This window comes from Hephaestia caeni (genome assembly GCF_003550065.1).
Taxonomy (GTDB): Bacteria; Pseudomonadota; Alphaproteobacteria; order Sphingomonadales; family Sphingomonadaceae; genus Sphingomonas; species Sphingomonas caeni_A.
Genome location: NZ_QXDC01000002.1, coordinates 1,549,360 through 1,574,975, shown reverse-complemented (window position 1 = coordinate 1,574,975; position 25,616 = coordinate 1,549,360). Strand labels below are relative to the sequence as shown.

General features: G+C 67.4%; 21 protein-coding genes. 7 read left to right on the top strand and 14 right to left on the bottom strand.

Annotation, left to right across the window (positions count from 1 at the left end; all coding sequences use genetic code 11):
* The first annotated feature begins 158 nt into the window (after window positions 1-158).
* Together DFR49_RS07340 and DFR49_RS07335 are read left to right on the top strand one after the other, a co-directional pair.
* Window positions 159-1,808: an arylsulfatase gene (locus DFR49_RS07340; RefSeq protein WP_119034966.1), complete on the top strand. Its 1,650-nt coding sequence runs from the start codon at window positions 159-161 to the stop codon at window positions 1,806-1,808.
* Between the two features lie 79 nt (window positions 1,809-1,887).
* Window positions 1,888-2,925 carry a LacI family DNA-binding transcriptional regulator gene (locus DFR49_RS07335; RefSeq protein WP_119034965.1) on the top strand — a complete coding sequence of 346 codons (1,038 nt, stop codon included), beginning with the start codon at window positions 1,888-1,890 and terminating at the stop codon, window positions 2,923-2,925.
* Here DFR49_RS07335 and DFR49_RS07330 read toward each other — a convergent pair whose 3' ends face one another.
* Window positions 2,926-4,335: a mannitol dehydrogenase family protein gene (locus DFR49_RS07330; RefSeq protein WP_119034964.1), complete on the bottom strand. Its 1,410-nt coding sequence runs from the start codon at window positions 4,333-4,335 to the stop codon at window positions 2,926-2,928. It lies immediately after the preceding gene.
* Entirely contained in the window at window positions 4,332-5,771 is a 1,440-nt protein-coding gene (gene uxaC, locus DFR49_RS07325) for a glucuronate isomerase (protein ID WP_119034963.1), read from the bottom strand. The genes DFR49_RS07330 and uxaC overlap by 4 nt, the downstream gene beginning before the upstream one ends.
* 149 nt (window positions 5,772-5,920) lie before the next feature.
* On the opposite strand from uxaC, the gene DFR49_RS07320 reads away from it, so the two are divergent.
* Together DFR49_RS07320 and DFR49_RS07315 are read left to right on the top strand one after the other, a co-directional pair.
* Entirely contained in the window at window positions 5,921-7,201 is a 1,281-nt protein-coding gene (locus DFR49_RS07320) for an MFS transporter (protein WP_119034962.1), read from the top strand.
* Between the two features lie 26 nt (window positions 7,202-7,227).
* On the top strand, window positions 7,228-8,265 hold the full coding sequence (locus tag DFR49_RS07315; protein ID WP_119035341.1) for a sugar kinase: 1,038 nt from the start codon (window positions 7,228-7,230) through the stop codon (window positions 8,263-8,265).
* 17 nt (window positions 8,266-8,282) lie between these two features.
* On the opposite strand, the gene DFR49_RS07310 is transcribed toward DFR49_RS07315, so the two are convergent.
* Window positions 8,283-9,818, bottom strand: coding sequence for a UxaA family hydrolase (locus DFR49_RS07310; protein ID WP_119035340.1), 1,536 nt, complete (start codon window positions 9,816-9,818; stop codon window positions 8,283-8,285).
* 744 nt (window positions 9,819-10,562) lie between these two features.
* Between DFR49_RS07310 and DFR49_RS07305 the strand changes: the two genes are divergently transcribed.
* Window positions 10,563-12,815 (top strand): nitric-oxide reductase large subunit, encoded by a 2,253-nt coding sequence (locus tag DFR49_RS07305; RefSeq protein ID WP_119034961.1) that lies wholly within the window; start codon window positions 10,563-10,565, stop codon window positions 12,813-12,815.
* The gene (locus DFR49_RS07300; RefSeq protein WP_147373663.1) at window positions 12,812-14,014 is read left to right on the top strand and encodes an NnrS family protein; all 1,203 of its coding nucleotides are present in this window, start codon (window positions 12,812-12,814) and stop codon (window positions 14,012-14,014) included. Before DFR49_RS07305 ends, DFR49_RS07300 begins: the two co-directional genes overlap by 4 nt.
* Before the next feature lie 13 nt (window positions 14,015-14,027).
* Here DFR49_RS07300 and DFR49_RS07295 read toward each other — a convergent pair whose 3' ends face one another.
* The 4 genes from DFR49_RS07295 to gltX form a co-directional block, all read right to left on the bottom strand.
* A complete protein-coding gene (locus DFR49_RS07295) occupies window positions 14,028-14,561 on the bottom strand; it encodes a methylated-DNA--[protein]-cysteine S-methyltransferase (protein WP_119034959.1) in 534 nt (177 codons plus the stop codon).
* Between the two features lie 65 nt (window positions 14,562-14,626).
* A complete protein-coding gene (locus DFR49_RS07290; RefSeq protein WP_119034958.1) occupies window positions 14,627-14,827 on the bottom strand; it encodes a hypothetical protein in 201 nt (66 codons plus the stop codon).
* A gap of 3 nt (window positions 14,828-14,830) precedes the next feature.
* Window positions 14,831-16,114, bottom strand: coding sequence for a citrate synthase (locus tag DFR49_RS07285; RefSeq protein WP_119034957.1), 1,284 nt, complete (start codon window positions 16,112-16,114; stop codon window positions 14,831-14,833).
* A gap of 24 nt (window positions 16,115-16,138) precedes the next feature.
* Window positions 16,139-17,557, bottom strand: a complete 1,419-nt coding sequence (gene gltX, locus DFR49_RS07280) for a glutamate--tRNA ligase (protein ID WP_119034956.1) — start codon at window positions 17,555-17,557, stop codon at window positions 16,139-16,141.
* Window positions 17,558-17,585: 28 nt separating this feature from the next.
* Between gltX and DFR49_RS07275 the strand changes: the two genes are divergently transcribed.
* On the top strand, window positions 17,586-19,841 hold the full coding sequence (locus DFR49_RS07275) for a ComEC/Rec2 family competence protein (protein WP_119034955.1): 2,256 nt from the start codon (window positions 17,586-17,588) through the stop codon (window positions 19,839-19,841).
* A gap of 159 nt (window positions 19,842-20,000) precedes the next feature.
* Here DFR49_RS07275 and lexA read toward each other — a convergent pair whose 3' ends face one another.
* The 7 genes from lexA to DFR49_RS07240 form a co-directional block, all read right to left on the bottom strand.
* Window positions 20,001-20,678 carry a transcriptional repressor LexA gene (lexA, locus tag DFR49_RS07270; RefSeq protein WP_119034954.1) on the bottom strand — a complete coding sequence of 226 codons (678 nt, stop codon included), beginning with the start codon at window positions 20,676-20,678 and terminating at the stop codon, window positions 20,001-20,003.
* Window positions 20,679-20,733: 55 nt separating this feature from the next.
* A complete protein-coding gene (locus DFR49_RS07265) occupies window positions 20,734-21,930 on the bottom strand; it encodes a molybdopterin molybdotransferase MoeA (protein ID WP_119035339.1) in 1,197 nt (398 codons plus the stop codon).
* A gap of 265 nt (window positions 21,931-22,195) precedes the next feature.
* The gene (locus DFR49_RS07260; protein WP_119034953.1) at window positions 22,196-22,612 is read right to left on the bottom strand and encodes a GFA family protein; all 417 of its coding nucleotides are present in this window, start codon (window positions 22,610-22,612) and stop codon (window positions 22,196-22,198) included.
* Between the two features lie 51 nt (window positions 22,613-22,663).
* Window positions 22,664-23,134 carry a cyclic pyranopterin monophosphate synthase MoaC gene (moaC, locus tag DFR49_RS07255; RefSeq protein WP_119034952.1) on the bottom strand — a complete coding sequence of 157 codons (471 nt, stop codon included), beginning with the start codon at window positions 23,132-23,134 and terminating at the stop codon, window positions 22,664-22,666.
* 6 nt (window positions 23,135-23,140) lie between these two features.
* Window positions 23,141-23,980, bottom strand: coding sequence for an indole-3-glycerol phosphate synthase TrpC (gene trpC, locus DFR49_RS07250; protein WP_119034951.1), 840 nt, complete (start codon window positions 23,978-23,980; stop codon window positions 23,141-23,143).
* A complete protein-coding gene (gene trpD / locus DFR49_RS07245; protein ID WP_119034950.1) occupies window positions 23,977-24,972 on the bottom strand; it encodes an anthranilate phosphoribosyltransferase in 996 nt (331 codons plus the stop codon). Before trpD ends, trpC begins: the two co-directional genes overlap by 4 nt.
* The gene (locus tag DFR49_RS07240; protein ID WP_119035338.1) at window positions 24,969-25,571 is read right to left on the bottom strand and encodes an anthranilate synthase component II; all 603 of its coding nucleotides are present in this window, start codon (window positions 25,569-25,571) and stop codon (window positions 24,969-24,971) included. Before DFR49_RS07240 ends, trpD begins: the two co-directional genes overlap by 4 nt.
* Window positions 25,572-25,616: the final 45 nt, after the last annotated feature.

The window sequence follows — 25,616 nt, the reverse complement described above, 5'->3', positions numbered from 1 at the left end:
CCTCTTGCACTGATTTCGCAAGAAAAATGCCGGAAGTGTCAGGTTTTTGATATTGGATCAGCGCGCATCATTTGCGCTCGGGGAATTGATTCAGTATGACCCAAGTTATCTAACTGGCCAGACCTGTTGTCCGAATCCACATTGATCGGAGTCCGTCGATGAAGCGAAGTGCCGCCTTTCTGTCGATCGCCTTGCTGATGGCGGTTTCGGGCTGCGTCGACCGGCATGGCCCGGCAATGGCGGCCGATACGTCGCCTTCGGGCGATACACGGCCTTTGCACGACCTCACGGGAAGCAAGCCCAACATCATCCTCATTCTGGCCGACGACATGGGCTGGTCGGATCTCGGCGCCTATGGATCGGAAATCGCGACGCCGAACCTCGATCGGTTGGCGCGTGAGGGCCTGCAATTCACGCAGTTCACCAATACGTCCAAATGCTTCCCCTCGCGCGCGTCGCTGATGACCGGGCTCTACCCGCAGCAGGTGGGCAAGGATAAAAGCTCGAACACCCGGATGATAGGCGGCACCACCTTTGCCGAATCGCTCCGGCGCGCGGGCTATCACACCTATATGGTCGGCAAGCATCACGGCAGCGAAAACCCGATCGAGCGCGGGTTCGATCATTATGTCGGGCTGCGCGACGGCGCGGGGAATTATTTCAATCCGGGCACGAAGGCCCGCCCGGGCGAGCCGGAGCCCGCACGCAAGGAAAAGGACGGCCGGGTTTGGTGCTTCGAGGGGAAGTGCGCCAAGGGCTACACGCCTGATGATCCGAACTTCTATACGACCGACGCCTTTACCGACTGGACGATCGACTATCTTCGCGAGGCGACGGCCGACAAGGCGCCCTATCTGCTTTATCTCGCGTACACCGCGCCGCACGATCCGCTGCAAGCGCCCGATGAGGCGCGGGCACCCTATCGCGGAAAGTTCGACGGCGGCTATGCGCGTATCGCGGACAAGCGCTGGGCCAATCTTCGGCGTCTGAAGCTGGTCGACGATCGCTATCCGCGCCCCACCGCCGTCTATCGCGACTGGAACAAGATGACGGCCGCCGAAAAGGCCGATCAGACCGCGCGCATGGAAATCTATGCCGCGATGATCCACCGGCTCGACGAACAGGTGGGACGCATCGTCGCGTTCCTCGAAGCGAACGGGACGCTCGACGACACGCTGATCCTTTTCATGTCGGATAACGGCAGCTCGGCCGAACTGGTGACCAAAGGCAAGACGGGGCGGGAGATCGGCGCCGACAATCCCATCGGGTCGGTAGGGCGGTGGGCGAGCCTTGGACCCGACTGGGCCGAGGTGTCGAACACGCCCTTCCGCTATTATAAGAACGACAGCTATCAAGGCGGGACCGCCTCACCGCTGATCGTGCATTGGCCGCGCGCGCTCGGATCGAAGAATCGCCGGGTCGAGGCGCTGTCGAACCTGATCGACATTCATCCGACGCTGCTCGATCTGGCGGGCCTGTCGTATATCCCGACCGCCGATGCCACGGGACGCGCGGCGCCGCTTCCCGGCATCAGCCTGGTGCCGCTGTTGGAAGGCAGCCCAACGGTTTCGCGACCGCGCCCGATCTTCAACCGCTGGCGCTGGAGCCGATCGGTTCGCGACGGCGACTGGAAGCTGGTGTCGATCGTCCCGCAAGGCGAGGCCGAAGACGGCACATGGGAATTGTACAACATCGCGACCGACCGGACGGAAACGCACGACCTTGCGGCGGCGCATCCCGAGATCGTCGCTCGGCTCGATCGCGCGTACAACGACTGGCTGAAGGAGGTCAGTAGCCGCAAGCCATAGCGCCCCCAATGTCGGGGGGCGGCGCCGTTCGGTGTGGCGTCGCTTGACGCGCAAGGCGATCCGGGTAGCACATCGCGCTATGGGATATTTGCCGCGCGACCGGGCGGGAGCCGGGGTCACCATCCATGACGTCGCGAACGAAGCGGGGGTTTCGATCCGGACCGTCTCGCGCGTCCTCAACAAGAGCCCCAAGGTCAATCGGGAAACGCGCGCGCGCATCGAAGCGGCGATCGCGCATCTGGAATTCAAGCCGAGCCCGCGGGCGCGGGGGCTCGCCACCGGGCGATCCTATCTCATCGGTGTCGTCCATAACGACCGCAATGCGCTGGTGCTCGATGCCGTCCAGCGGGGCGTCGTCGCCGAAGCGTCGGGGCGAGGGTATGAACTCGTCGTTCATCCCGCGCCTGCCGGTGCGGACGGATCGGTCGAGGACGTGCTCGATTTCGTGCGGCGGTCGCGAGTCGATGGTGTCGTCGTCTTGTCGCCGGTCTCCGGTGTGGTCGGCATGGGCGCGGCGCTCCATAAAGAAGGCGTCCCCGCCGTTGCGATCTCGTCGGTGCCGATCGAGGGTTTTTCGGCCATCCTGGTTTCCGACGAGCGCCGTATCGCCGCCGAGGTCGCGCATTACCTCGTCGACCTCGGGCATCGGCATATCGCCACGATCAACGGACCGACCGTCTTCTTTTCGGCGTCCGAACGGCGTGCGGGATTTATCGCAGCGTTGGCCGAACGCGGCCTGTCGCTTAGCGGGGAAGACGAGGGCAATTATGATTTCGAGTCGGGCTATGCGGCGGCGGAACGATTGCTCGCAGTCGAGCCGCGGCCGACGGCGATCTTCGCCGCGAACGACATCATGGCCGCCGCTGTGCTCAAGGCTGCCGTCGCGCGCGGGATATCCGTGCCGGACATGCTGTCGGTCGTCGGTTTCGACGGCAGCATGATCGCCGAGATGCTCACGCCCGCGCTGACCACCGTCAATCGTCCGCTCGGCGAGATGGCGCAAAAAACGACGCGGTGCCTGCTCGACCTGATCGAAGGCGTGACCGAGCCGGCCGATCTCGGCGCCGTGCTCACCATTGTCGAGGGCGGCTCCACCGCGCCGCCTCCACAGGGTTGATCAGGCGAAGCCCCGCGGGTCGGCGAGCGCGGCCCGTGCCCGGCCGACGGCGTCAATGAAGGAAGCGTCCGCCGACAGATCAGCGAAAATCTCGGGCATGGCGAGGATCGCGCGCCAGTCGCCGCCATGCGCGAGCAAGCGATCGGCGAGCGGATCGGTGATGCGCTGTCCGGTCGCGGCTGCGTGCTCGATGAAGCGCAGCCACGCGGCGACGGAAATCGTCAGGCGATCGATCGGGCGGCCGGCGGCGCGCGCGTCGCGCAGCGTGTCGAGGATACGATACGGCAGCTTTTGCGACCCATCCCAGGCGATCTGCGACAACTTGTGCTCGATCGCCGGGTTGGCGAAGCGGGCGAGAATGTCGGCGATATAGGCGGGGACGTCGAACCCGGACGGCGGCGAGAGCGACGGCGCGATATCCTCGCGCATCAGCCGTTCGATGAAGGCGGCAAGCCCGGCATCCGCCATCGCGTCGGCGACCGTCGCGTGGTCGAGACCCAGCCCGAGATAGGCGAGCGTCGAATGCGCGCCGTTGAGCAGGCGGAGCTTGGCGGCCTCATATCCATGAACGTCGCGCGTGAAAGTGACGCCCGCGCGGTCGAGTTCGGGGCGTTCGCCGACAAAATCGTCCTCGATCACCCATTGGGTGAAGCGTTCGCGCTGGATCGGCCAGGTGTCCTCCATGCCGATCGCCGCGATGGTGCTCGCGCGGAGCGCGTCGTCGGTCGCCGGGGTGATCGAATCGACCATCGCGTTGGGGAAGCGAACCTCCTGCTCGATCCATCGCGCGGTATCGGGGTCGGTCGCTTGCGCAAAGGCGCGCACCGCGGCGCCGACCTTGCGGCCGTTGTCGGCGAGATTGTCGCACGACAGGATGGTGACGCCGGGCAACCCCGCGTGCCGCCGTGCCGCAAGGCCGGCGACGAGCCAGCCGATCGCTGATCGCGGCTCGCGGGGGTGGATCAGGTCCGCGGCGATGGCGGGGTGATCCATATCGAGCGTGCCGTCGGCGCCGAGGCAATAGCCTTTCTCGGTCACCGTCGTGCTGAAAATGCGCGTCGCGGGGGCGGCGAGGGCGGCCAGAATCGCCGCACGCTCGCCGCCGGTCAGGACGCGGGCGATCGAGCCGATGATGCGATAATCGGTCTCCGCCTCGCGCAGCGCGAGCGTGTAGAGTCCGTCCTGCGGGTTCAGCGCGTCGGCAACGCCGTGCGAATTGAGGCTGACCCCGGTGATGCCCCAGCGCGGATCGTCACCGAGCAGCGTGTCGAACGCCGCGGCCTGATGCGCGCGGTGAAAGGCGCCGGGGCCGAAGTGGACCACGCCAGGCACCATCGCTGCCCGGTCATAACCCGGCCGGGCGACGGCAGGCGGCACGCGATCGAGCGTCGCGTTGGACAAGCGCGTCATGCGGCCTCCGGCGCGCTCAGCGGGGCATCGAGCTTATAGGCTTTGCGGACGAGACCGTCGGTGAGTTCATGCGCGAGATCGGCTGCTTCCCAATCGGTCAGCCGGCCCTCGCCGACGAGGCGGGCGAGAAAGGCGCAATCGACGCGGCGCGCGACGTCGTGGCGCGCTGGGATCGACAGGAAGGCACGCGTATCGTCGTTGAAGCCGACGGTGTTGTAGAATCCGGCGGTCTCGGTGGTCATCTCGCGGAAGCGGCGCATGCCTTCGGGGCTGTCGTGGAACCACCACGGCGGGCCGAGCCGCAGACACGGATAATGGCCGGCGAGCGGGGCAAGCTCGCGCGTATAGGTGCTTTCGTCGAGGGTGAAGAGGATCACGGTCAGGCCGGGTTCGTTGCCGACGACGTCGAGCAGGGGTTTGAGCGCCTGCACGTAATCGGTGCGCATCGGGATGTCGGCGCCCTTGTCGCGGCCGTGGCTGTGGAACAGCGCCGCGTTGTGATTGCGGCTGGCGCCGGGATGAATCTGCATCGTCATGCCGTCGTCGACGCTCATTTTCGCCATCTCGGTCAGCATCTGGGCGCGGAAGAGTTCGGCATCCGCGGGCGACCAGGTGCCCGCGATGATGCGGCCGAACAGCGCCTCGGACTCGGTCGGCGTCAGGTTGGCCGTCTGCGCCGTGGCGAAGCCGTGATCGGTCGCCGTTGCCCCGGCGGCACGGAAATCGGCGCGGCGCTTGCGGTGGGCGGCGAGATAGCCCTTCCAACTCGACACATCCTCGCCGGTCAGCGTGCCAAATGTCGCGAGCGCGCCGGCGAAGGCTTCGTGCTCGACGTCGATCACCGAATCGGGGCGATAGGTGGTGACGACGCGCCCCTTCCAGCCCGAGCGGCGGATCGCGGCGTGATGGTCGAGCGGATCGTCGGCGCCTTCGGTGGTCGCGAGGAATGCGATCCGGAAGCGGTCGAACAGCGCGCGGGGGCGGAAATCAGGGGTCGCCAGCGCCGCATTGATACGATCGTAATAATCATCGGCGGTCGCGGCATCGAGCAGCCGGTCGCAGCCGAAGACGTCGGCGAAGACATGATCCAGCCACATCCGCGATGGGGTGCCGCGGAACAGATGGTAATTGCTCGCGAACAGCCGCCACGCTGCGCGCGGATCGGTTGCCGGCACACCGTCGCGCCGCGGCACGCGCAGCGCGTCGAGATCGATGCCCTGGCTGTAGAGCATGCGGAAAATATAATGGTCCGGCGCGAGCAGCAGTTCGGTCGCATTGTCCCATGCCGCGTCGGTGGCGAACCACGCGGGGTCGGTATGCCCATGCGGCGAGATGATCGGCAGATCGACAATCGATTCGTACAGCGATCGCGCGAGCGCCCGGGTCGATGAGTCGGCCGGGAACAACCGGTCGGGGTTCAGGGACAGTTCGGGCATCCATCTCTCCATCGATCAGCCGGACAGGGCTCAATGGGCGGTCCCTATAGTCCCTTGTGCCAGCGCTGGCAATTGTGTAGCCAAGGGCCGAACGAGAAGCACGTCGCGACACGATGCGCGATCCGAAAATAATGAAATCGGGGAGAGGTATGGAACGGGAGCAGCATATTCAGTCCGCCGTGAAGCGGGCAGGGCGCTATCGCTGGGGCATCGTTGCGTTGCTCTTCGCCGCGACCGTGATCAACTATATCGACCGGCAGATGATCGGTGTCCTGAAGCCGACGCTGATGGAGGATCTCCACTGGTCCGAGGCGGATTATGCCAGCGTCATCGTCTGGTTCCAGTTCGCCTACGCCATCGGCTATATCGGTTTCGGCAAGGTCGTCGATGCCATCGGCGCGCGGCTGGGCTATGCGATCGCGTTCGTGATCTGGCAGCTCGCGCATATCGCGCACGGCGGCGCGCATACGACGATGCAGTTCGCGCTTGCCCGCTTCGGGCTGGGCATCGGCGAATCGGGCAACTTCCCCGCGGGCATCAAGGCGGTGACCGAATGGTTCCCCGCGAAGGAGCGCGCGCTGGCGATCGGCATCTTCAACGCCGGCGCGAATATCGGCGCGGTCGTGACGCCGCTTGTTGTGCCGCTGATGGTGGTGGCCTGGGGCTGGCGGACGGCCTTCGTCGTGACCGGGGCGCTCGCGTTCATCTGGCTCGGGTTCTGGCTGGTCATGTATCGCAGCCCCCGCGAGCACAAGAAGGTGAGCGGCGAAGAACTCGCCTGGATCGAACAGGACCCCGCCGATCCCGTTACGCCGATGGGCTATGGTGCGGTCTTTACCCGCCGCGAAACCTGGGCCTTCGCGCTCGGCAAGTTCTTCATCGACCCGATCTGGTGGTTCTTCCTGTTCTGGCTGCCGGGCTATCTGCTCGAGCGCTATGATCTGAACCTGCTCACCTTCGGCTTGCCGCTGGCCGCGATCTATCTGCTTTCCGATGTCGGATCGGTTGCCGGCGGGTGGCTGTCGTCGCGACTGATGAAGGCAGGGCGAACCGCCAATTTCGCACGGAAGATGACGATGTTCATCTGTGCCTGTGCGGTCGTGCCGATCTTCTTCGCCCAGAGCATCGACAATGTCTGGCTGGCGGTATTGGTGATCGGCCTGGCCACGGCGGCGCACCAGGCGTTCTCAGCGAACCTCTACGCGCTCCCCTCGGATACGTTTCCGCGCGGCGCCGTGGGATCGGTCGTCGGCATCGGCGGCACGATGGGGGCCATCGGCGGCATGGTGATGGCGAAGGGAACCGGCTGGGTTCTCGATGCCAATCCCGACAATTATACGGTTCTGTTTGCGGTGGCCGCCTGTGCCTATTTCCTGGCGCTTGCCGCGGTCCACCTCTTGTCGCCGCGCCTCGATCGCGTACAATTGTGATCGTTCCGGGCGTCCTTGGCGGGGCGATGATCGTGCCCGGCGCGCAGCGGCCCGCCGCGCGCCTCGCTTTTCTCGGCGAACTGCTCGTGCGGCTGTCGCCGCCGGGCCGCCAGTTGCTCAAGCAAACACGCGCCCTCGACCTTCACGTCGGGGGCGCCGAGGCGAATGTCGCGATCGGGCTCGCCAGACTGTCGCATGACGCGAGGATGATCGGCCGCGTCCCCGACAGCGCGCTGGGAGATCTGGCGATCGGCGTTCTGCGCGGTGCAGGCGTCGATTGCCGCCATGTCACGCGCGCGACCGGACGCATGGGGCTCTATTTTCTGACGCCCGGCGCCGGTTTGCGCGCGTCCGAGATCGTTTACGATCGCGGCGACAGTGTGTTCGCGCTCGCGGATGCCGACGATATCGACTGGGACGGCGCGCTCGACGGCGTAACGCATCTCCACCTGTCGGGGATTACGCCGGCGCTCGGCGCGCGTTCGGCCGCGCTTGCGCTTGCCGGTGTGCGGGCCGCGAAGGAAAGAGATATCGTCGTCAGCTTCGACGGCAATTACCGCGCGCAGTTGTGGAGCGCCTGGGACAGCGATCCTCGGACGATCCTGAGGGAGTTGGTCGGGATGGCGGACATCCTGTTCGGTAATCATCGCGATGTCGCGCTGCTTCTCGATCGCGATTTCAAAGGAGATGGGCCGGACCGACGCCGGGAAGCCGCCGAGGCCGCCTTTACCGCCTTTCCCAATCTTCTGGCGATCGCATCGACGGCGCGGCACATCGTCGATACCGATTGCCATCGGCTTGCCGCGCGCATCGATACGGCAGCCCAGCAGTTCCAGACCCCCGAGGTCGTGCTTTCGAATATCGTCGACCGGATCGGGGCAGGGGATGCCTTCGCGGCAGGCGTTCTGCACGGCTTGCTGACGAGCGACGGCGACATCAAGGTTGCGGCGCAGACGGGCCTTGCGCTTGCCGCGCTGAAACATTCGCTTCCCGGCGACGCGAGCTATTTCGACCAGAATGATATCGACGCGTTCCTGCGCGGGGGGCTCGACGTTCGCCGGTGACGCCGGCGGACAATCACCTACATCACCGCGCCGATCTGCCACGGGACGAATTCGATGCCGCCATAGCCGAGTTCCTCGCTCTTGGTGCGGGTTCCCGAGGCGACGTCGAGCAGCAGATCGAGAATGTCTTTTCCCTTGTCCTCGATCGTTGTCCGGCCCGTCATGATCCCGCCGCAGTCGATGTCGATGTCGTCGGTCATGCGCTCGTAAAGCGGGGTGTTGGACGACAGTTTGATCGACGGCGACGGCTTGAAGCCGAACGCCGATCCGCGCCCGGTGGTGAACGCGATCAGCGTTGCGCCGCTCGCGACCTGGCCCGTCGCTGAACACGGATCGAAGCCGGGGCTGTCCATGAAGACAAGCCCGTTGCGACGCAACGGCTCGGCATATTCGATGACGTCGACGAGCGGCGACGTACCTGCCTTCGCGACCGCGCCCAGCGACTTTTCGAGGATCGTGGTGAGGCCGCCTGCGAGGTTGCCGGGCGACGGGTTGCTGTTCATCTGCGCCCCATGCAGCGTGGTATATTCTTCCCACCAGGCGAGGCGGGCCGCCAGCCGCCGGGCGACATCGGGATGCACCGCGCGCGCGGCGAGCAGATGATCGGCCCCGAAAATCTCGGGCGTTTCCGAGAGGATCGCCGTTCCGCCGAGCGCGACGAGCCGGTCTACGGCGTTGCCGAGCGCCGGGTTGGCGGTGAGCCCGGACCATGCGTCCGAACCGCCGCACTGAAGGCCGAGCCGCAATTCGGACGCCGGGCATTCGGTGCGTCGCGCGGCCGCCGCGACGGGGAGCAACTCGCGCAGCGCGTCGAGGCCGCGTTCGACCGCCTTGCGCGTACCGCCGACGTCCTGGATCGTGAAGGTCTGGAAGTCGTCGCGCCCCCGCAGGCCGAAATCGGCGGCGAGCTGGGCCGATTGCACGACTTCGCATCCGAGCCCGACGAGCAGCACGGCGCCGAAATTGGGGTTGGCCGCCGTGCCCCAGAGCGTCCGCCGCAGGATGTCGAAACCTTCGCCCTTGTCGGAGAGCCCGCATCCGGTGCCGTGGGAAATCGGCACGATGCCGTCGATGCCGGGATAATCGGCGAGCAGGCCGGTCTTCTCGGCGGCCTCGGCGATCAGCCGCGCCGCCGTTCCAGCGCAATTGACCGAGGTGAGGACGCCGACATAATTGCGGACCCCCACCGTGCCGTTTGGCCGGCGGTAGCCTCGAAAGTGTCGTTCCGCCGCCGTGTTGGTCGGTACGGGGGCGGCATTCACCGCGATCTCCGCGCGAACGTCGCACATCTCCATATTATGAACATGGACGTGGGCACCTCTTGCGATATCGCGCGTCGCGGCGCCGATCACCTGACCGTATTTGAGGACGGGCATGCCGGCCCCGATCGCGACCGCCGCGATCTTGTGGCCCATCGGGACGGCGGTTTCCGCCGTCACGCCGTCGCCGATCGCTTCGCCGGCGGCAATTCGCCGCGACGCGGTGACGACATTGTCCCTCGGATGGATACGAACGGCGGGAAACGACGACGGCACCTTGCCCGAGAGAGTCACGAATGTTCCTTCGAGGGTAGCGCTATCCACGCACCCGAAAAAATTGGTAAGAGCAGTGTGAATAAATTGACAGGCCAATTGTCACCCGTCAACCCGAACGTCAAGGGGGAGTAGACGAAAAGCGTATCGCACGCTGCGATAAACCCCCGCCGCGGCATCGATCGCGCGCGCAGCGATGGCGCGGCTAGGCCACCCAGGATCTAGGACCGATCGACATTCAGGAGATGGCGGCGGCATATCGATGCTGTTTGCGCTGGCGCAAAATCATTCCGACCGGCTTTGCTATCTTGCGCTTGATGGATCGTCGATGCGGCCGATCCGGCCGTGCGCGAAGGGAGGATAGGCAATGTTCTGTCCGGAATGCGGTGAAGTGATCGGATCGGGGCCGCTCGATGTGCGGCGCGCCTTGCACATCAGGCACGATGACGGTCCGGCGAAGGCGCTTGGACGATGGCTTGCCGCCACGATCCGCTCGCTGTGGGGGCGCCGCCGCTCGCCGGGAGCGCCACGGCCCGGGGATTGATCCGTGGCGGGGCCCCGTTGCGGGCCGGCAGATCGCCCCACATCGCGCCGCCGGTTCGATGGCGCTCCGTCCCCTGGGCAGGTGTCGCGCGATTGACGTGACCTAGTTGCATCATGCTTCTGATGATATAGTCGACGGATACGATGACCGGCAGATGGTGGGCGCGGAAAGGGCGTAAAGCGGGTATTGCTACGGTAGGGCAACGACAGGGGGAGGGGACTGTGGGCGAATATCGTAAACTCTGGTGGGTGCTGATCGCCGTTCTGACGGTGACGTTCGCGATCCTCGGCGTCTCCGGCGTCGAGATTTACCGCAAGGCGCCGCCGATTCCCGCACAGGTCGTCTCCACCTCGGGCGAGGTGCTGATGACCCGCGACGATATTCTGGCCGGGCAATCGGCGTGGCAGAGCACCGGCGGGATGCAACTCGGCTCGATCTGGGGGCACGGCGCCTATCAGGCACCCGACTGGTCCGCCGACTGGCTGCACCGCGAGCTCACCGCATGGCTCGGCCTCGCGGCGCAAGAGACCTACGGCGAGGCGTTCGACGCGCTCAACGTCGAGCAGAAGGCCGCGCTGACCTATCGGCTCCGGCAGGAATATCGCCACAACAGCCTCGATCCCGAAACCGGCGTCGTCACGCTGTCGGACCGCCGCGCGCGGGCGGTCGCGCTGACCGCGGATCATTACGAGGGGCTGTACGGCGCCGACCCGGCGCTGCGCCAGTTGCGCGACGATTATGCGATGAAGGAAGACACGCTGCCCGATGGGGCGAAGCGCGCGGCGATGACCGACTTCTTCTTCTGGACCGCCTGGGCGGCCTCGACCGAACGGCCGGGAACGGTGGCGACCTATACCAACAACTGGCCGCCCGAGCCGCTGGTCGGCAACTTTCCCACGCCCGAGAATATCCTCTGGTCGCTCGCCTGCGTCGTCATCCTGATCGCCGGCGTCGGCACGCTGATCTGGGGCTGGGCCTTCCTGCGCCGGCACGACGATACGCCGCTGGTCGCCGCCGACAAGGATCCGCTGACGCTCGCAGCGCTTACGCCGTCGCAGCGCGCGCTCGGCAAATATCTGTTCGTGGTGGTCGCGCTGTTCGTCTTTCAGGTGTTTATCGGCGGCTTCACCGCGCATTATACGATCGAGGGGCAAAGTTTCTACGGCGTCGATGTCTCGCAGTGGTTCCCCTACGCGCTGACCCGCACCTGGCACGTGCAGAGCGCGGTGCTGTGGATCGCGACCGCCTTTCTGGCGGCGGGGCTGTTCTTGGGGCCGGTCATCCACGGTAGCGATCCGAAACATCAGAAGCTGGGCGTCGACCTGCTGTTCTGGGCCTTGATCCTGGTCGTCGTCGGCTCGTTCGTCGGCAATTACCTGTCGATCGCGCAGGTGATGCCGGCGGGGATCGGTTTCTGGCTGGGGCATCAGGGGTATGAATTCCTCGATCTCGGCCGCGTCTGGCAGATCGCGCTGTTCGCCGGACTGCTGTTCTGGCTGGTGCTGATGCTGCGCTGCATGCTGCCGGCGCTGCGCCGCAAGGAGGGCGGCGACAAGAATCTGCTCGCGCTGCTCACCGTCTCGACCATCGCGATCGGGCTCTTTTACGGCACGGGCCTTTTCTACGGCGAGCGCACCCACATCACGATCATGGAATATTGGCGCTGGTGGGTCGTCCATTTGTGGGTGGAGGGCATTTTCGAGGTGTTCGCCACCGCCGCCATCGCCTTCATCTTCGCCTCAATGGGGCTGGTGTCACGGCGGATCGCCACCGCGGCGAGCCTTGCCTCGGCCTCATTGTTCATGGTCGGCGGCGTGCCGGGGACCTTCCATCACCTCTATTTTTCGGGGACGACGACGCCGATCCTCGCGGTTGGCGCCGCCTTCAGCGCGCTTGAGGTCGTGCCGCTGATCGTCCTCGGTTATGAGGCGTGGGAGCATTGGAGCCTGCGCGACCGCGCGCCGTGGATGCGCCCGCTGCGCTGGCCGCTGATGTGCTTCATCGCGGTCGCGTTCTGGAATATGCTCGGTGCCGGAGTGTTCGGCTTCATGATCAACACGCCGATCGCGCTGTTCTACCTTCAGGGCCTCAACACCACCGCGGTGCATGCCCATGCGGCGCTGTTCGGGGTCTACGGCTTCCTCGCGCTCGGCTTCACGCTGCTGGTGCTGCACTATATCCGGCCCGACATCGCGTTCAACGAGCGGCTGATGCGGATCGGCTTCTGGGGGTTGAACGCCGGGCTGGTGCTGATGATCTTCACCAGCCTGCTGCCGGTCGGGCTGTTCCAGTTCGAAGCGAGCGTGACGACGGGCATGTGGTATGCGCGCAGCGCCGAGTTCCTCCAGCAGGGCTTCCTCGAAACGCTGCGCTGGATCCGGACGTTCGGCGACGTCGTGTTCATCCTCGGCGCGATCGCGGTCGCGTGGCAGGTCGTCATCCTCGGGTTGTGGCGCAAGGGGGCGCGGGCATGAACACGGCGGTCGCGGCGAGCCGTCCGGACACGGGTGCCGCGACGCCGTTCTGGTTGCGGGGCGCCTTTCGCCTGCTGTTCGCGGGCGGGGCGTTATGGGCGGTGATCGTCGTCACCTTGTGGGTCGGCGCGCTCGACGGACGCTGGACATTGCCCACGGCGATGGACCCGCTGGCGTGGCACCAGCACGAAATGCTGTTCGGCTATCTGGGCGCGGTGATCGGCGGCTTCCTGAGCGCGGCCATCCCCAATTGGACCGGGCGCCCCGCCGTGACGGGATGGCGCGTCGCCGCGGCTGTCGGGCTGTGGCTGGCTGCGCGGCTCGCGATCCTCTTTTCGGGGACGGTGCCGCCGCTCGTCGGTGCGGCGCTCGATAGCGCGTTCCTGCTGCTGCTTTTCGCCTATGCGGCGCGCGAAATCATCGCCTCCGGCAATCGCAACAAGCCGATCCTGATCGTCCTGCTGTTGTTTCTGGTCGCGTGCATGATCGATCACGCCGCGGCGATGGGGGCGCTTGCCGATTCCGCGCTGGGGGTGCGGATGGGCTTCGCGCTGATCCTGATGCTGATCTCGATCATCGGCGGCCGGATCATTCCCGCCTTCACCCGCAACTGGTTGATGCGGCAAGGGCACGCCGCGGGCCTGCCGACGATGGCGAACCGGTTCGACATCGCCGTGATCGGGGCGATGGCGCTTGCGCTCGCCGGATGGGTGGTGTCGCCCGACAGCGCCGCGACGGGCGCCCTGCTGCTCGTCGCGGGCGCGCTACAGATCGCCCGGCTGGCCCGCTGGGCGGGACTGAAAGCACTGCGCGACCCATTGGTGTTCGTGCTGCACGTTTCCTATGCGTGGCTGCCGCTCGGGCTGATCCTGCTCGGCGGCGCGATCCTTCATCCCGCTTTTCCAGTGTCGAGCGCGATCCACGCGCTTGGCGCGGGAGCGATGGCGGCGATGACGCTGGCGGTGATGACGCGCGCGACGCGCGGGCATACCGGCCGGCCGCTCGAGGCCGATCGGGCGACGGTGGCGATCTATCTCCTGGTCCATATGGGCGCGCTGCTGCGCGTGACCGCGCCGCTTCTCCCCGTCGACTATATGGGGGCGATCCATCTCGCCGGGGGATTGTGGGGCGCGGCCTTCGTGCTGTTCCTGCTAGTCTACGGCCCGATGGCGCTGCGGCGGCCGGCCAGGGGCCGGTAGTTCGCGTCGCCGTTTATTCCAAGCCCGCGCACGCCTGCCCTTGTTCCAAAGCCAGCAGGAATTGCTTCGCCTTCAATCCACCCGCGAAACCGGTGAGCGATCCGTTCGCACCGACGACGCGGTGGCAAGGGGTGATGATCGACACCGGATTGCGGCCGTTCGCCGCGCCCACGGCGCGCGACGCGCCGGGCCGGCCGATGTGGCGCGCGATCTCGCCGTAGCTGCGCGTCTCGCCGAACGGGATGGCGCGTAGCGCGGCCCAGACCTGCTTCTGGAAATCGGTGCCGGCGGTCTGGAGCGCGACCGTGAAGCGTGTGCGGCGGCCGGCGAAATAATCGGCAAGCTGATATTCGGTTTCGACGAGGATCGGATGATCGGACGCGGCGTGCAATGGACCGAGCCGGACGCGGCTAGGCCGATCATTCTCCCACAGCACCGCCGCGAGCCCGCGGTCGCCGGCGACGAGCGTCAGCGCGCCGACGGGCGATGCAATCGTCTTGGTATGAAGCGGCACGGGGCGTCTCCCTCTGATCGATGAGGGGAACATAAGCGATCGCCCGATGTGCCGCTGCCCGCTTCTTGCGGCCAAAGCGAATGATCGATCGGCCGCCGTTACCGTAGCCGCCGCGCGACGAGCACGAGGAAAAGACCCAGCACCGCGATCGCCGCGCCGTAATTCACCCAGATCAGATCGCCGACCATCGCGCTGCTGGCGGGCCAGCGGACGACGCCGAGGCCCTGGAGCAGGAACAGAACCCCGAACGCGGCCAACGCGAGGCCGATGGCGATCAGGAAAGGCCGCGCGCGGCGCATCGCTCAGCGCTTGGCGACGGGAACATAATCCCGCTGCGTCGGCCCGGTATAGAGCTGGCGCGGGCGGCCGATCTTCTGCGCCGGATCCGAGATCATCTCGTTCCACTGCGCGACCCAGCCGACCGTGCGTGCGAGCGCGAACAGTGCGGTGAACATCGAGGTCGGGAAGCCGATCGCCGACAGCACGACGCCCGAATAAAAATCGACGTTGGGATAGAGCTTCTTCTCGATGAAATATTCGTCGTTGAGCGCGATATGCTCCAGCTCGCGCGCGACATCGAATACCGGGTCGGTGACGCCGAGCTTTTTCAGCACCTCGGCGGCGGTCTTCTGCATCACCTTCGCGCGCGGATCGTAATTCTTGTACACGCGGTGGCCGAAGCCCATCAGCCGGAACGGATCGTCCTTGTCCTTGGCGCGGGCGATATATTCGGGGATGCGATCGGGGGTGCCGATCTCGTGCAGCATGTTGAGCGCGGCCTCGTTGGCGCCGCCGTGCGCCGGCCCCCACAGGCAGGCGATGCCGGCGGCGATGCACGCGAACGGGTTCGCACCCGACGAGCCCGCCAGCCTGACGGTCGAGGTCGAGGCGTTCTGTTCGTGATCGGCGTGGAGGATGAAGATCCGGTCCATCGCCTGTTCGACGACGGGGTCGATCTCATATTCCTCGGCCGGGACGCTGAACGTCATGCGCAGGAAATTGGCGGTGTAGGACAGATCGTTACGCGGATAGACGAACGGCTGGCCGGCCGAATATTTATAGGCCATCGCCGCGATCGTCGGCATCTTGGCGATCAGCCGGTGGCTGGCGATCATCCGCTGCTGCGGGTCCGAGATGTCGGTCGAATCGTGATAGAAGGCCGAGAGCGCGCCGATGACGCCGCACATGATCGCCATCGGATGCGCATCGCGCCGGAACCCACGATAGAAGGTCGCGAGCTGCTCATGCAGCATGGTGTGGCGGGTGATCGTGCGGGTGAAGGTGTCGAGTTCGTCCTGCGTGGGCAACTCGCCGTTCAGGAGCAGGTAGGAGACCTCCATGAAGGACGACTTCTCCGCGAGCTGGCTGATCGGATAACCGCGATGGAGCAGGATGCCCTGATCGCCGTCGATATAGGTGAGCCCCGATTCGCAGCTCGCGGTCGAGGTGAAGCCCGGATCGTAGGTGAATGTCCCCGTTTGCGCGTAGAGCTTGCGGATATCGATGACCTCAGGCCCGACCGAGCCCGGCAGCACCGGATATTCATGGTCTTTTCCGGCCACGCTCAGCTTCGCGGAGTCACTCATGCGGCTTCCTTTCGTTCGTTCTTCTCAAGCGGCGGACACCATCCGGTCGGCGATGCGTCCCAGGCTCTCCTCACGCCCGAGCAGATCGAGCACATCGAAGATGCCGGGCGACGTCTTGCGTCCGGTCAGCGCCGCTCTCAGCGGTTGTGCGACGGCACCCAGCTTCACACCCTCGGCCTCGGCCACCGAGCGCACTGCGGCTTCGGCCGCGGCGGCGTTCCAATCGGCGAGGGCCGCGAGCGCGTCGTGAATGCGCGCCAGCAACGTAGGTGCGTCGCCCCCTAGCAGATTGGCGGCGTCGTCGTCCATTTCCAGTGGGCGCCTGCGAAAAAGAAACTGCGCACCGTCCGCGAGGTCGAGCAAATTGGCGGCGCGCGGCTTCAGGAAGGACATGCTGCGTTGCAAGAGCGCGCGTTGGCCATCGGTGAGGGCGAAGCCGAGCCTGCCGGCGACGAGATCGGTGAGCCGCGCATCATCGGCCTCGCGGATATAATGGCCGTTGAGATTCTCGAGCTTCTTCAAATCGAAACGCGACGGCGACTTGCCGACGCCAGCGAGATCGAACCACTCGATCGCCTGTGCGCGGCTGATGATCTCGGCATCGCCATGCCCCCAGCCGAGCCTGAGCAGGTAATTGTCGAGCGCCTCGGCGAGAATCCCCATCTCGTCACGATAGGCATCGACGCCGAGCGCGCCGTGGCGCTTGGAAAGCTTGGCACCGTCACTGCCGTGGATCAGCGGGATATGCGCATAGGCGGGTTCCGCCCAGCCCATCGCGCGAATCACGGGAAGCTGGCGGAAAGCGTTATTGAGATGATCGTCGCCGCGGATGATGTGGGTGACGCCCATGTCGTGATCGTCGACGACGACCGCGAGCATATAGGTGGGCGTGCCGTCGGAGCGCAGCAGGACGAAATCGTCGATCTCGGCATTCTGGACGGTGACGTCGCCCTGGACGCGATCGGCGATCGTCGTCGCGCCTTCGCGCGGGGCCTTGAGGCGGACGACGAAGGGCGCGCCCTCGGGCGCCTCGGCGGGATCGCGATCGCGCCAGCGGCCGTCATAGCGGATCGGCCGGCCCGCGGCGCGCTGTTCCTCGCGCAGTGCCGCCAGTTCCTCAGGCGTCGCGTAGCATTTATAGGCGTGGCCTGTGGCAAGCAATTGCGCGGCGACCTCGGCATGGCGCCCGGCGCGCGCGAATTGGTGGACCGCATCGCCATCCCAATCGAGCCCGAGCCAGCGCATCCCGTCTAGGATCGCGTCGATCGCGGGCTGGGTCGATCGGGCGCGGTCGGTATCCTCGATGCGCAGCAGAAACTTGCCGCCGTGATGGCGCGCGAACAGCCAGTTGAACAGCGCGGTGCGCGCGCCGCCGATATGAAGGAAACCCGTCGGCGACGGCGCGAAGCGCGTGACGACGCCGGTATCAGACCTTGCGCTCAACTGCGCCTGCTCCCAAGCTGGAAAAAAGATGGCCAGTTCAGCCGCGGACGCCCCTAGCACGGCATCGGGGCCGCTTCAATTCGCGGCATCCCGGCGGCTGGGCCGTGCCCGGGACGCGCTCGAAACCTGGCTCGAAGCCGAGCGCGACCAGCTTCCCTTGTGGGTGCCGGTGATGCTGGGCGGCGGGATCACGGCGTGGCTCGTGCTGCCCGATTCCGGCCGGTGGATCGCCGCGCTGCTGCTGCTCGGCGCGCTCGCGCTGTTCGGGGTCGCGGTGGGGCGCGGCGGGCGGGCAGGGCGCGCGCTCACGATCGTCGCCGTCACCGCCGCGATCGGGCTGGCGCTGATCTGGTGGCGCGCCGAACGGGTCGCGGCGCCGGTGCTGGCGCATCCGACGGTGGCGGCGTTCGAGGCGCGGGTCGAGGCGGTCGCGCCGCTGCCGGCACGCGGGCTGGTACGGGTGCGGCTTGCCCCGCTTGGGAATGTGGGGATGCCGCCGCACGTCCGCGCCAATATCGCCGAGAAGGACGTGCCGGCGGGCCTCGCGCCCGGCGCCGTCATCCGGCTGCGCGGCTGGTTCATGCCGCCGCCCGAGGCCGCCGTTCCGGGTGCCTATGATTTCGCGCGGCTCGCCTGGTTCGACCGGCTGGGCGCGACCGGGCGGGCGTTCGCCCCGGTGACGCTCGTCAGCCCGGGAACGTCGCCCGGATCGGCGTTGCGTGCGCGGCTTTCAGCACACATTCAAGGCGAGGTCGCGGGCGGGCCGGGGGCGATCGCGGCGGCGCTCGCGACCGGGGACCGGGGTGCGATCGGCGATAGCGATGCCGAGGCGATGCGCCGTGCCGGGCTGGCGCACCTGCTCTCGATCAGTGGGCTGCACGTCACCGCGGTGGTCGGTGCGACGATGCTGATCGTGCTCAAGCTGCTCGCGCTGAGCCCGGCACTGGCATTGCGGCTGCGGTTGCCGCTGATCGCGGCGGGGGCGGGCGCGATCGCGGCGGTCGGCTATACGTGGCTGACGGGCGCCGAGGTGCCGACGATCCGATCGTGCGTCGCCGCGCTGCTGGTGCTGCTCGCGATCGCGATCGGGCGTGAGGCGCTGACCTTGCGGCTGGTGGCGGCGGGGGCGCTGATCGTGCTCGTCGCGTTGCCCGAATCGCTCGCGGGGCCGAGCTTTCAACTGTCGTTCGCGGCGGTGACCGCGATCATCGCCTTGCACGAGCATCCCAAAGTGCGGTCGTGGTTCAGTGCGCGGGGCGACGGCGCGGCGCGGCGGCTGGGCAGGGAATTGCTCTCGCTGTTGCTGACCGGGCTTGTCGTCGAGATCGCGCTGGCGCCGATCGCGCTGTACCATTTCCATCGTTCGGGGGTGTACGGGGCGCTCGCCAATATCGTCGCGATCCCGCTGACCACCTTCGTCGTGATGCCCGCCGAGGCGCTGGCGCTGGTGCTCGACGCGGCGGGGCTGGGGGCGCCTTTCTGGTGGGTGGTCGATCATGCGCTGCGGCTGTTGCTGTGGCTGGCGCATGTGGTGGCCGACGCGCCGGGGGCAAGCGCGGCCTTGCCGGCGATGCCCGACGACGCGTTCGGGCTGATGGTCGCGGGCGGGCTGTGGATTGCCTTGTGGCGGACGCGGTGGCGGCGGCTGGGCGCGGTGCCGCTTGCGATCGGCGCGGCCTGGGCGCTGGCGACCCCGGCGCCCGATCTGCTCGTCACCGGCGACGGCGAGCATCTCGCGATCGCGACCCCCAAGGGGCTGGCGCTGCTGCGCGAGCGGGCGGGGGATTATACGCGGATGACGCTCGCCGAGAACAGCGGCGTGACCGAGGAGCCGCTGGCGCTCGCCGACCTCGCCGAGGCGCGGTGCAGCCGTGACCTGTGCCTCGCCGACCATCGCGCGGGCGGGCGGACGTGGCGGATCATGGCGACGCGGAGCGACAATTTCGTCGATTATGACGAGTTGATCCGGGCCTGCACCAATGCGGACATTGTCGTCAGCGCCCGCGGGTTGCCGCGTGCGTGCCGGCCGCGCTGGCTACGGCTCGACCGGCAGACGTTGGCGCGCACCGGCGGCGTGGCGATCTCGCTGGCGAGCGGGCGGATCGTGACGGTGCGGCGGCCCGGCGCCGAACAACCGTGGCGCGATCCGCCGACGATCGCACCGCCGCGGCACCGGCGACAGGACGCGAGGAATCGCAGCAATATGCGAAAGCCGCCGCCGACGAGGGTGAGATCGATCGGATCGCAGAACAGTGCGGATCACCGCACGAAGACGGAGTTGTAGGACAGCGTAAATAACGAAGAGGGCGGGGTCGATCCCGCCGAGTAATGAGAAAGAAGAACGGCCCCCTTCGACTGCCTGCCAAGGCAGGCGCTCATGACAGGCTTCGACAGGCTCAGGGCGAACGGGGGGCTCCGGACCTTGCCTTCCTATTCCTTTCCCTCAGTCGTAGCGGCGGAGAAGGCCGGCGAGACGGCCCTGGACGCGGACTTGCGCGGGGGCGTAGCGTTGCGGATCGTAGGCGCGGTTGGCCGGATCGAGCCGGATCATCGCGCCTTCGCGGCGGAAATATTTGAGCGTCGCCTCGCTGTCTTCGATCAGCGCCACGACGATCTCGCCGTCGCGCGCCGTCTCGGTGCGGCGGATGAGCGCGTAATCGCCGTCGAGGATGCCCGCCTCGACCATCGAATCGCCCGCGACCTCAAGCGCGTAATGATCGCCGTTGCCGAGCAACGCGGCGGGGACCGACAGGCTCGACTGACCCTCGATCGCCTCGATCGGGACGCCTGCGGCGATCCGGCCGTGGAGCGGGATTTCGAGCACGTCGTTGGCGGGTTCGGGCATCGTCCGCGCGATCTCCGCCTTCGAGACGATGCGGGCGACGCCCTTGCGGTGCGGGGTGGGGCGTTCGGGCATCCGCAGCACTTCGAGCGCGCGCGCCCGGTTGGGCAGGCGGCGGATGAAGGCGCGTTCCTCGAGCGCGCTGATTAGCCGGTGAACCCCCGACTTGGACTTGAGATCGAGCGCGTCCTTCATCTCCTCGAACGAGGGCGAGACGCCCGTTTCGGCAAGGCGATCGTGGATGAAGCAGATGAGTTCGTGCTGCTTTGCGGTCAGCATTCCCAGTCCTCCAAAGGAACAGACACGGAACGTTTACGTATTGTTCGTGGACCTGTCAAGCGAGCGGCAGGATTCCCACGCTCTCGCCGGCCCGCGCGGCCGGTGCACCGGGTGCACGGTGGATGAGGCAGCCTGCGCGGGCGAGCGTGGCGAGCATCGAACTATCCTGGATCGTCGAGGCGAAGGCGCGGCCATCGCGCAGCTCGGCGCGCAGATAATCGGTGCGCGGGCCGTTGGCGGGCAGGTCTTCGCCAAGGGGCGCGGTGACGGTGCGGGGCCGCGGATCGGCGGCGCCCGCCATCGCGGCGATCACCGGGCGCACGAACAGCAGCGCGGTGACGAAGGCGGAGACCGGATTGCCGGGCAGGCCGAGCACGACCGCGCCGCCCAGCCGCCCGGCGAGCATCGGCTTTCCCGGCCTCAGCGCGATCCGCCAGTAATCGATGCTGCCGCCCGCTGCCCGCAGCGCGGGGCGGACGAGATCGTGATCGCCGACCGACGCGCCGCCGGTGGTGACGATCAGATCCGTGGCCGCGGAAAGTGAGGCGAAGGTTAGTCCAAGATCGTCGCATGAATCGGCGACGATGCCGCACTCGATCAGCTCGACGGGCAGGTCCGCGAGCAGCGCGGCGAGCATCAGCGTGTTCGATTCGGGGAGCTGGAGGCCGGTCGCGGGGGTGTCGACGGGAACCAGTTCGTCGCCGGTGGCGAGCGTCGCGACGCGGATCGGGCGACGGACGGGGAGCGCGGCGAGCCCGGCGGTGGCAGCGAGCGCGAGGCGCGCAGGCGTGATCCGGGCGCCGGCGTCGATCAGCAGGTCGCCGTCGTGGAAGTCGAGCCCGCGCGGGCGGACGTTGCGGCGCTTGTGCGCGGGGCCGTCGCCGTCGAGATGGACGAGGGTGCCCTCGCGGCGCGCTTCTTCCTGGACGAGGACGGTGTCGGCACCGAGGGGAAGCGCGGCGCCGGTGGAGATGCGCACCGTCTCGCCCGCGCCGACATTGCCGGCGAAGGGATGCCCGGCGGCGCTTTCGCCGATCAGGCGGAAGGGGCCGGGGAGATCGGCGTGCCGGATCGCATAGCCGTCCATCGCCGAGAGATCGGCGGCGGGCTGGGTACGGCGGGCGTGGACGGGCTCGGCGGCCCAGCGGCCGGCGGCGTGGCGCAAGGGGGTGTTCTCGACTGCGACCGTCGCCGCCATCGCGAACAGACGGGCCTGCGCCTCGGCGACGGGGAGAAGGGGCGATTCAGGCATGACGCGCGCGAAGTTGACCAAGTTGACGGTGCAGCGAGGGACAGGTGACGCGAAACGGCGGCGCACGCGCGGGTGAGGGGCGACGCGAGTTACGTTCGGGAGAGGCGAAGGATGAGGTCAAAGCAGGAACATCATGGCACAGGTGGGGCGTTGTAGGAAAGAGCGTTCGCCGCCGATGGCCTTCTGTCCTCCCCCTCCGTCATTCCCCGCCTTTGCGGGGAACGCCACCTCCCCCTGGCGGGGGAGGATCAGGCGCGGCGCGGGCCTATGGGAAATGCTCGATCGCGTCGCCGAGGATGGCGACCCAGGCGTGCTTGCGTTCCTCGTAGACCGAGTAATGCGGTGGCGGGAATTGGGGGTCGGCGAAGGTGCCGAGCGGGATGGCGGTGACGCCGGGTAGCCCCTCGCTGGTGTAGGCGATCGTCCCGCCGCAGGTCGGGCAGAAGAGGAAGATCGCGCGGTTGCCGTTCTCGGAGGTGCAGGTCCAGCGGTGCGCGTCGCCGTCGATTTGCACCTGCGCGTCGGGCCAGCGCGCCTGTGCGGCGAATGAGCTGCCGCTGCGCCTCTGGCAATCGAGGCAGTGGCAGACCGAGATGCGGACCGGCTCGCCGGTGCAGGTGGCGCGGAGCGCGCCGCAGCGACAGGTGGCGGTGCGGGACGGGACGGCGGCGGATGGCGTCATGGGGTGATCCTGCGCCAGTGCGGGTGCCGAAACAAGGCCGGCATGACGGGATCAGGGCGCGGTGAAATCGCCCGATTTGCCGCCCGTCTTGCTGAGCAGGCGCATGCCCTCGATCGTCATGCCTTTATCGAGCGCCTTGGCCATATCATAGATTGTGAGGAGCGCGATCGAAGTTGCTGTCAATGCCTCCATTTCAACGCCGGTCTTGGCGTCGGTGGCGCAGGTGGCGGTGGCGGTGACGGCGGTGTTATCGACCGTGAGATCGAGTGCCACGCGGGTGAGCGGCAGGGGGTGGCAGAGCGGGATCAGATCGCTGGTGCGTTTGGCGGCCATGATGCCCGCGACGCGCGCGACGGCGAGGACGTCGCCTTTCGTCGCGGTGCCGTTGCGGATCGCGGTCGCGGCCTCGGCGGACATGGTGATGCGGCCGGTCGCGATCGCCTCGCGCGCTGTTACGGCCTTGGCGGCGACATCGACCATGCGGGCGGCGCCGGTCGCGTCGAGATGGGTGAGATCAACCATCCGGCCTCACCCTTCCGCACCTCCGGCACTCCCTTCCGCTCGCAAAGGGAGAAGGGAAGACGGGGCCACCAGCGCCCGCGTGGCGGCGGTGAGATCGGGCTGGCGCATCAGCGCTTCGCCGATCAGGAAGCAGTCGATGCCGTGGGTCGCGAGCGCATCGAGATCGGCGCGGGTCGAAAGGCCGCTTTCGCTGACCAGCGTGGCGTCTTCGGGGGCGCGTGAGGCAAGCTCGATCGTGCGATCAAGATCGACACCGAACGTCTTGAGATTACGGTTGTTTATGCCGATCAAACGCGATTGTAGCTTGAGCGCGCGATCGAATTCGTCGCCGTCGTGGACCTCGACCAGCACATCGAGGTTACACTCGATCGCGGCGGCCTCGATCTCGGCCATCAGGCCGTCGTCGAGCGCGGCGACGATGAGCAGGACCGCGTCGGCGCCGATCGCGCGCGATTCGAGCGCCTGCCACGGATCGACCATGAAATCCTTGCGCAGCACCGGCAGCGAACATGCCTCGCGCGCGGCGGCGAGATAGGCGTTGGCGCCCTGGAACCAGCGCTCGTCGGTGAGGACCGAGAGGCACGCGGCGCCGCCCGCTGCATAGGCCGCGGCGTGGGCGGCGGGATCGAAATCATCGCGGATCAATCCCTTGGAGGGGCTTGCTCGCTTGATTTCCGCGATCAGCGCATGGCCGGTGCGGCGCCTCGCATCGAGCGCGGCGCGGAAACCGCGCGGGGCGCTCTGGGCGTCGGCGCGCGCGCTGAGATCGGCGACCGGAATCGTCGCCATCCTTGTGGCGACCTCGGCGCGCTTGGTTTCGAGGATTTTGTCGAGCATCGTGCTCATGAATAAGCGATCCAGGCATCGAGGAGCGTGTTGGCGGCGCCGCTGTCGAGCGCTTCGGCGGCGATCGCGGCGGCATCGGTGAGGGTGTCGGCGCGAGCGGCGACGACGAGCGCGGCGGCGGCGTTGAGCAGCACCGCGTCGCGATAGGCGCCGCGTTCTCCGGTGAGCAGGCGGCGCAAGGCGAGCGCGTTATAGGCGGGATCGCCGCCGTGGATCGCGGCGACCGGGTGGCGCGGCAGCCCGGCGTCCTCCGGGGCGATGCTGGGCGGCATGGCAAGGCTGCCCACCGACACCGCGATCGTCGGGCCGGCGCCCGACACTTCGTCGAGCCCTTCCTCGCCCGAGACGACGAGCGCGGCCTCGGTGCCCAGTTGCTCGAGCGCCTCGGCATAGACGGGGGCGTAATCGGGGCGTGCGATGCCGATCAACTGACGCGTGACGTGCGCGGGATTGGCGAGCGGCCCCATCAGGTTGAAGATCGTGCGGCGGCCGATCTTGCGGCGGATCGGGGTGATCCGCTTCATCGCCGGGTGGTGGTTGGCGGCGAACAGGAAAGCGATGCCGAGATCGGCGAGCGTCGCCTCCGCCAGCGCGCCGGCGCGTTCCATATCGAGGCCGAGCGCTTCGAGCGTGTCGGCGGCGCCCGCCTTCGACGAGGCGGCGCGGTTGCCGTGCTTGGCGACGGGCACCCCGCACGCCGCGACGACGAGGCTGACCGCGGTCGAGACGTTGAGCGTGTGATGGCCGTCACCGCCGGTGCCGCAGACGTCGATCGCGCCGGGCATCGCGGTGATGGGGAGTACGCGTTCACGCAGCGCGCGGGCGGCCTCGGCGATCTCGATGCTGGTTTCGCCGCGCTGGCTGAGGCGAATGAGGAAATCGGCGATGGCGTCGTCGCTCGCGCGTGCGTCGAGGATGTCGGCGAACGCCTGCGCGGCCGATTCGCGGGAGAGCGGCGTGGCCGGATCGGGAAGGGTAACGAAGGCGGTCAATCGTCCGCTCCCGCAGGTGGGACAGCGACATGCGCGATGCCGGCGATCGCGAGGAAGTTCGCCAGCAGCGCGTGGCCGTGCTCGGTGGCGATGCTTTCGGGGTGGAACTGGACGCCGTGGATCGGCAACGTGGCGTGGCGCAGGCCCATCACCGAGGCATCGGCGGCGGTGGCGTTGGCGATCAGCGCGCCGGGCACGTCCTCGACGACCAGCGAATGATAACGGGTCGCGGTGAAGGGTGAGGGGAGGCCGGCGAACACCCCGCTGCCGTCGTGGCTGACGGGTGAGGTCTTGCCGTGCATCAGCCCGCCGCGCACGACCTTGCCGCCGAAATGCTGGCCGATCGCCTGATGACCGAGGCACACGCCGAGCAGCGGCTTCCCCGCCTCGGCGCAGGCCGCAACGAGATCGAGCGATATCCCGGCATCGTCGGGGGTGCAGGGGCCGGGCGAGATCACGAAGGCTTGCGCGCCGGTGGCGAGTGCGTCGGCGGCGGTGAGTGCGTCGTTGCGCTCGACGCGCACCTCGACGCCCAACTCCATCAGATAATGGACCAGGTTCCAGGTGAAGCTGTCGTAATTGTCGACGACCAGGATCATGGCCGACGCCATAGCCGATGCGCGGGCGAGCGCAACCGCAGCGCT

Bases quoted from the DNA above. Each gene is read 5' to 3' on its own strand.
- DFR49_RS07340 (WP_119034966.1), top strand. From the start codon at position 159: ATGAAGCGAAGTGCCGCCTTTCTGTCGATCGCCTTGCTGATGGCGGTT.
- DFR49_RS07335 (WP_119034965.1), top strand. From the start codon at position 1,888: ATGGGATATTTGCCGCGCGACCGGGCGGGAGCCGGGGTCACCATCCAT.
- DFR49_RS07330 (WP_119034964.1), bottom strand. From the start codon at position 4,335: ATGACGCGCTTGTCCAACGCGACGCTCGATCGCGTGCCGCCTGCCGTC.
- uxaC (WP_119034963.1), bottom strand. From the start codon at position 5,771: ATGCCCGAACTGTCCCTGAACCCCGACCGGTTGTTCCCGGCCGACTCA.
- DFR49_RS07320 (WP_119034962.1), top strand. From the start codon at position 5,921: ATGGAACGGGAGCAGCATATTCAGTCCGCCGTGAAGCGGGCAGGGCGC.
- DFR49_RS07315 (WP_119035341.1), top strand. From the start codon at position 7,228: ATGATCGTGCCCGGCGCGCAGCGGCCCGCCGCGCGCCTCGCTTTTCTC.
- DFR49_RS07300 (WP_147373663.1), top strand. From the start codon at position 12,812: ATGAACACGGCGGTCGCGGCGAGCCGTCCGGACACGGGTGCCGCGACG.
- DFR49_RS07295 (WP_119034959.1), bottom strand. From the start codon at position 14,561: ATGTTCCCCTCATCGATCAGAGGGAGACGCCCCGTGCCGCTTCATACC.
- DFR49_RS07290 (WP_119034958.1), bottom strand. From the start codon at position 14,827: ATGCGCCGCGCGCGGCCTTTCCTGATCGCCATCGGCCTCGCGTTGGCC.
- DFR49_RS07285 (WP_119034957.1), bottom strand. From the start codon at position 16,114: ATGAGTGACTCCGCGAAGCTGAGCGTGGCCGGAAAAGACCATGAATAT.
- DFR49_RS07275 (WP_119034955.1), top strand. From the start codon at position 17,586: ATGGCCAGTTCAGCCGCGGACGCCCCTAGCACGGCATCGGGGCCGCTT.
- lexA (WP_119034954.1), bottom strand. From the start codon at position 20,678: ATGCTGACCGCAAAGCAGCACGAACTCATCTGCTTCATCCACGATCGC.
- DFR49_RS07265 (WP_119035339.1), bottom strand. From the start codon at position 21,930: ATGCCTGAATCGCCCCTTCTCCCCGTCGCCGAGGCGCAGGCCCGTCTG.
- DFR49_RS07260 (WP_119034953.1), bottom strand. From the start codon at position 22,612: ATGACGCCATCCGCCGCCGTCCCGTCCCGCACCGCCACCTGTCGCTGC.
- moaC (WP_119034952.1), bottom strand. From the start codon at position 23,134: ATGGTTGATCTCACCCATCTCGACGCGACCGGCGCCGCCCGCATGGTC.
- trpC (WP_119034951.1), bottom strand. From the start codon at position 23,980: ATGAGCACGATGCTCGACAAAATCCTCGAAACCAAGCGCGCCGAGGTC.
- DFR49_RS07240 (WP_119035338.1), bottom strand. From the start codon at position 25,571: ATGATCCTGGTCGTCGACAATTACGACAGCTTCACCTGGAACCTGGTC.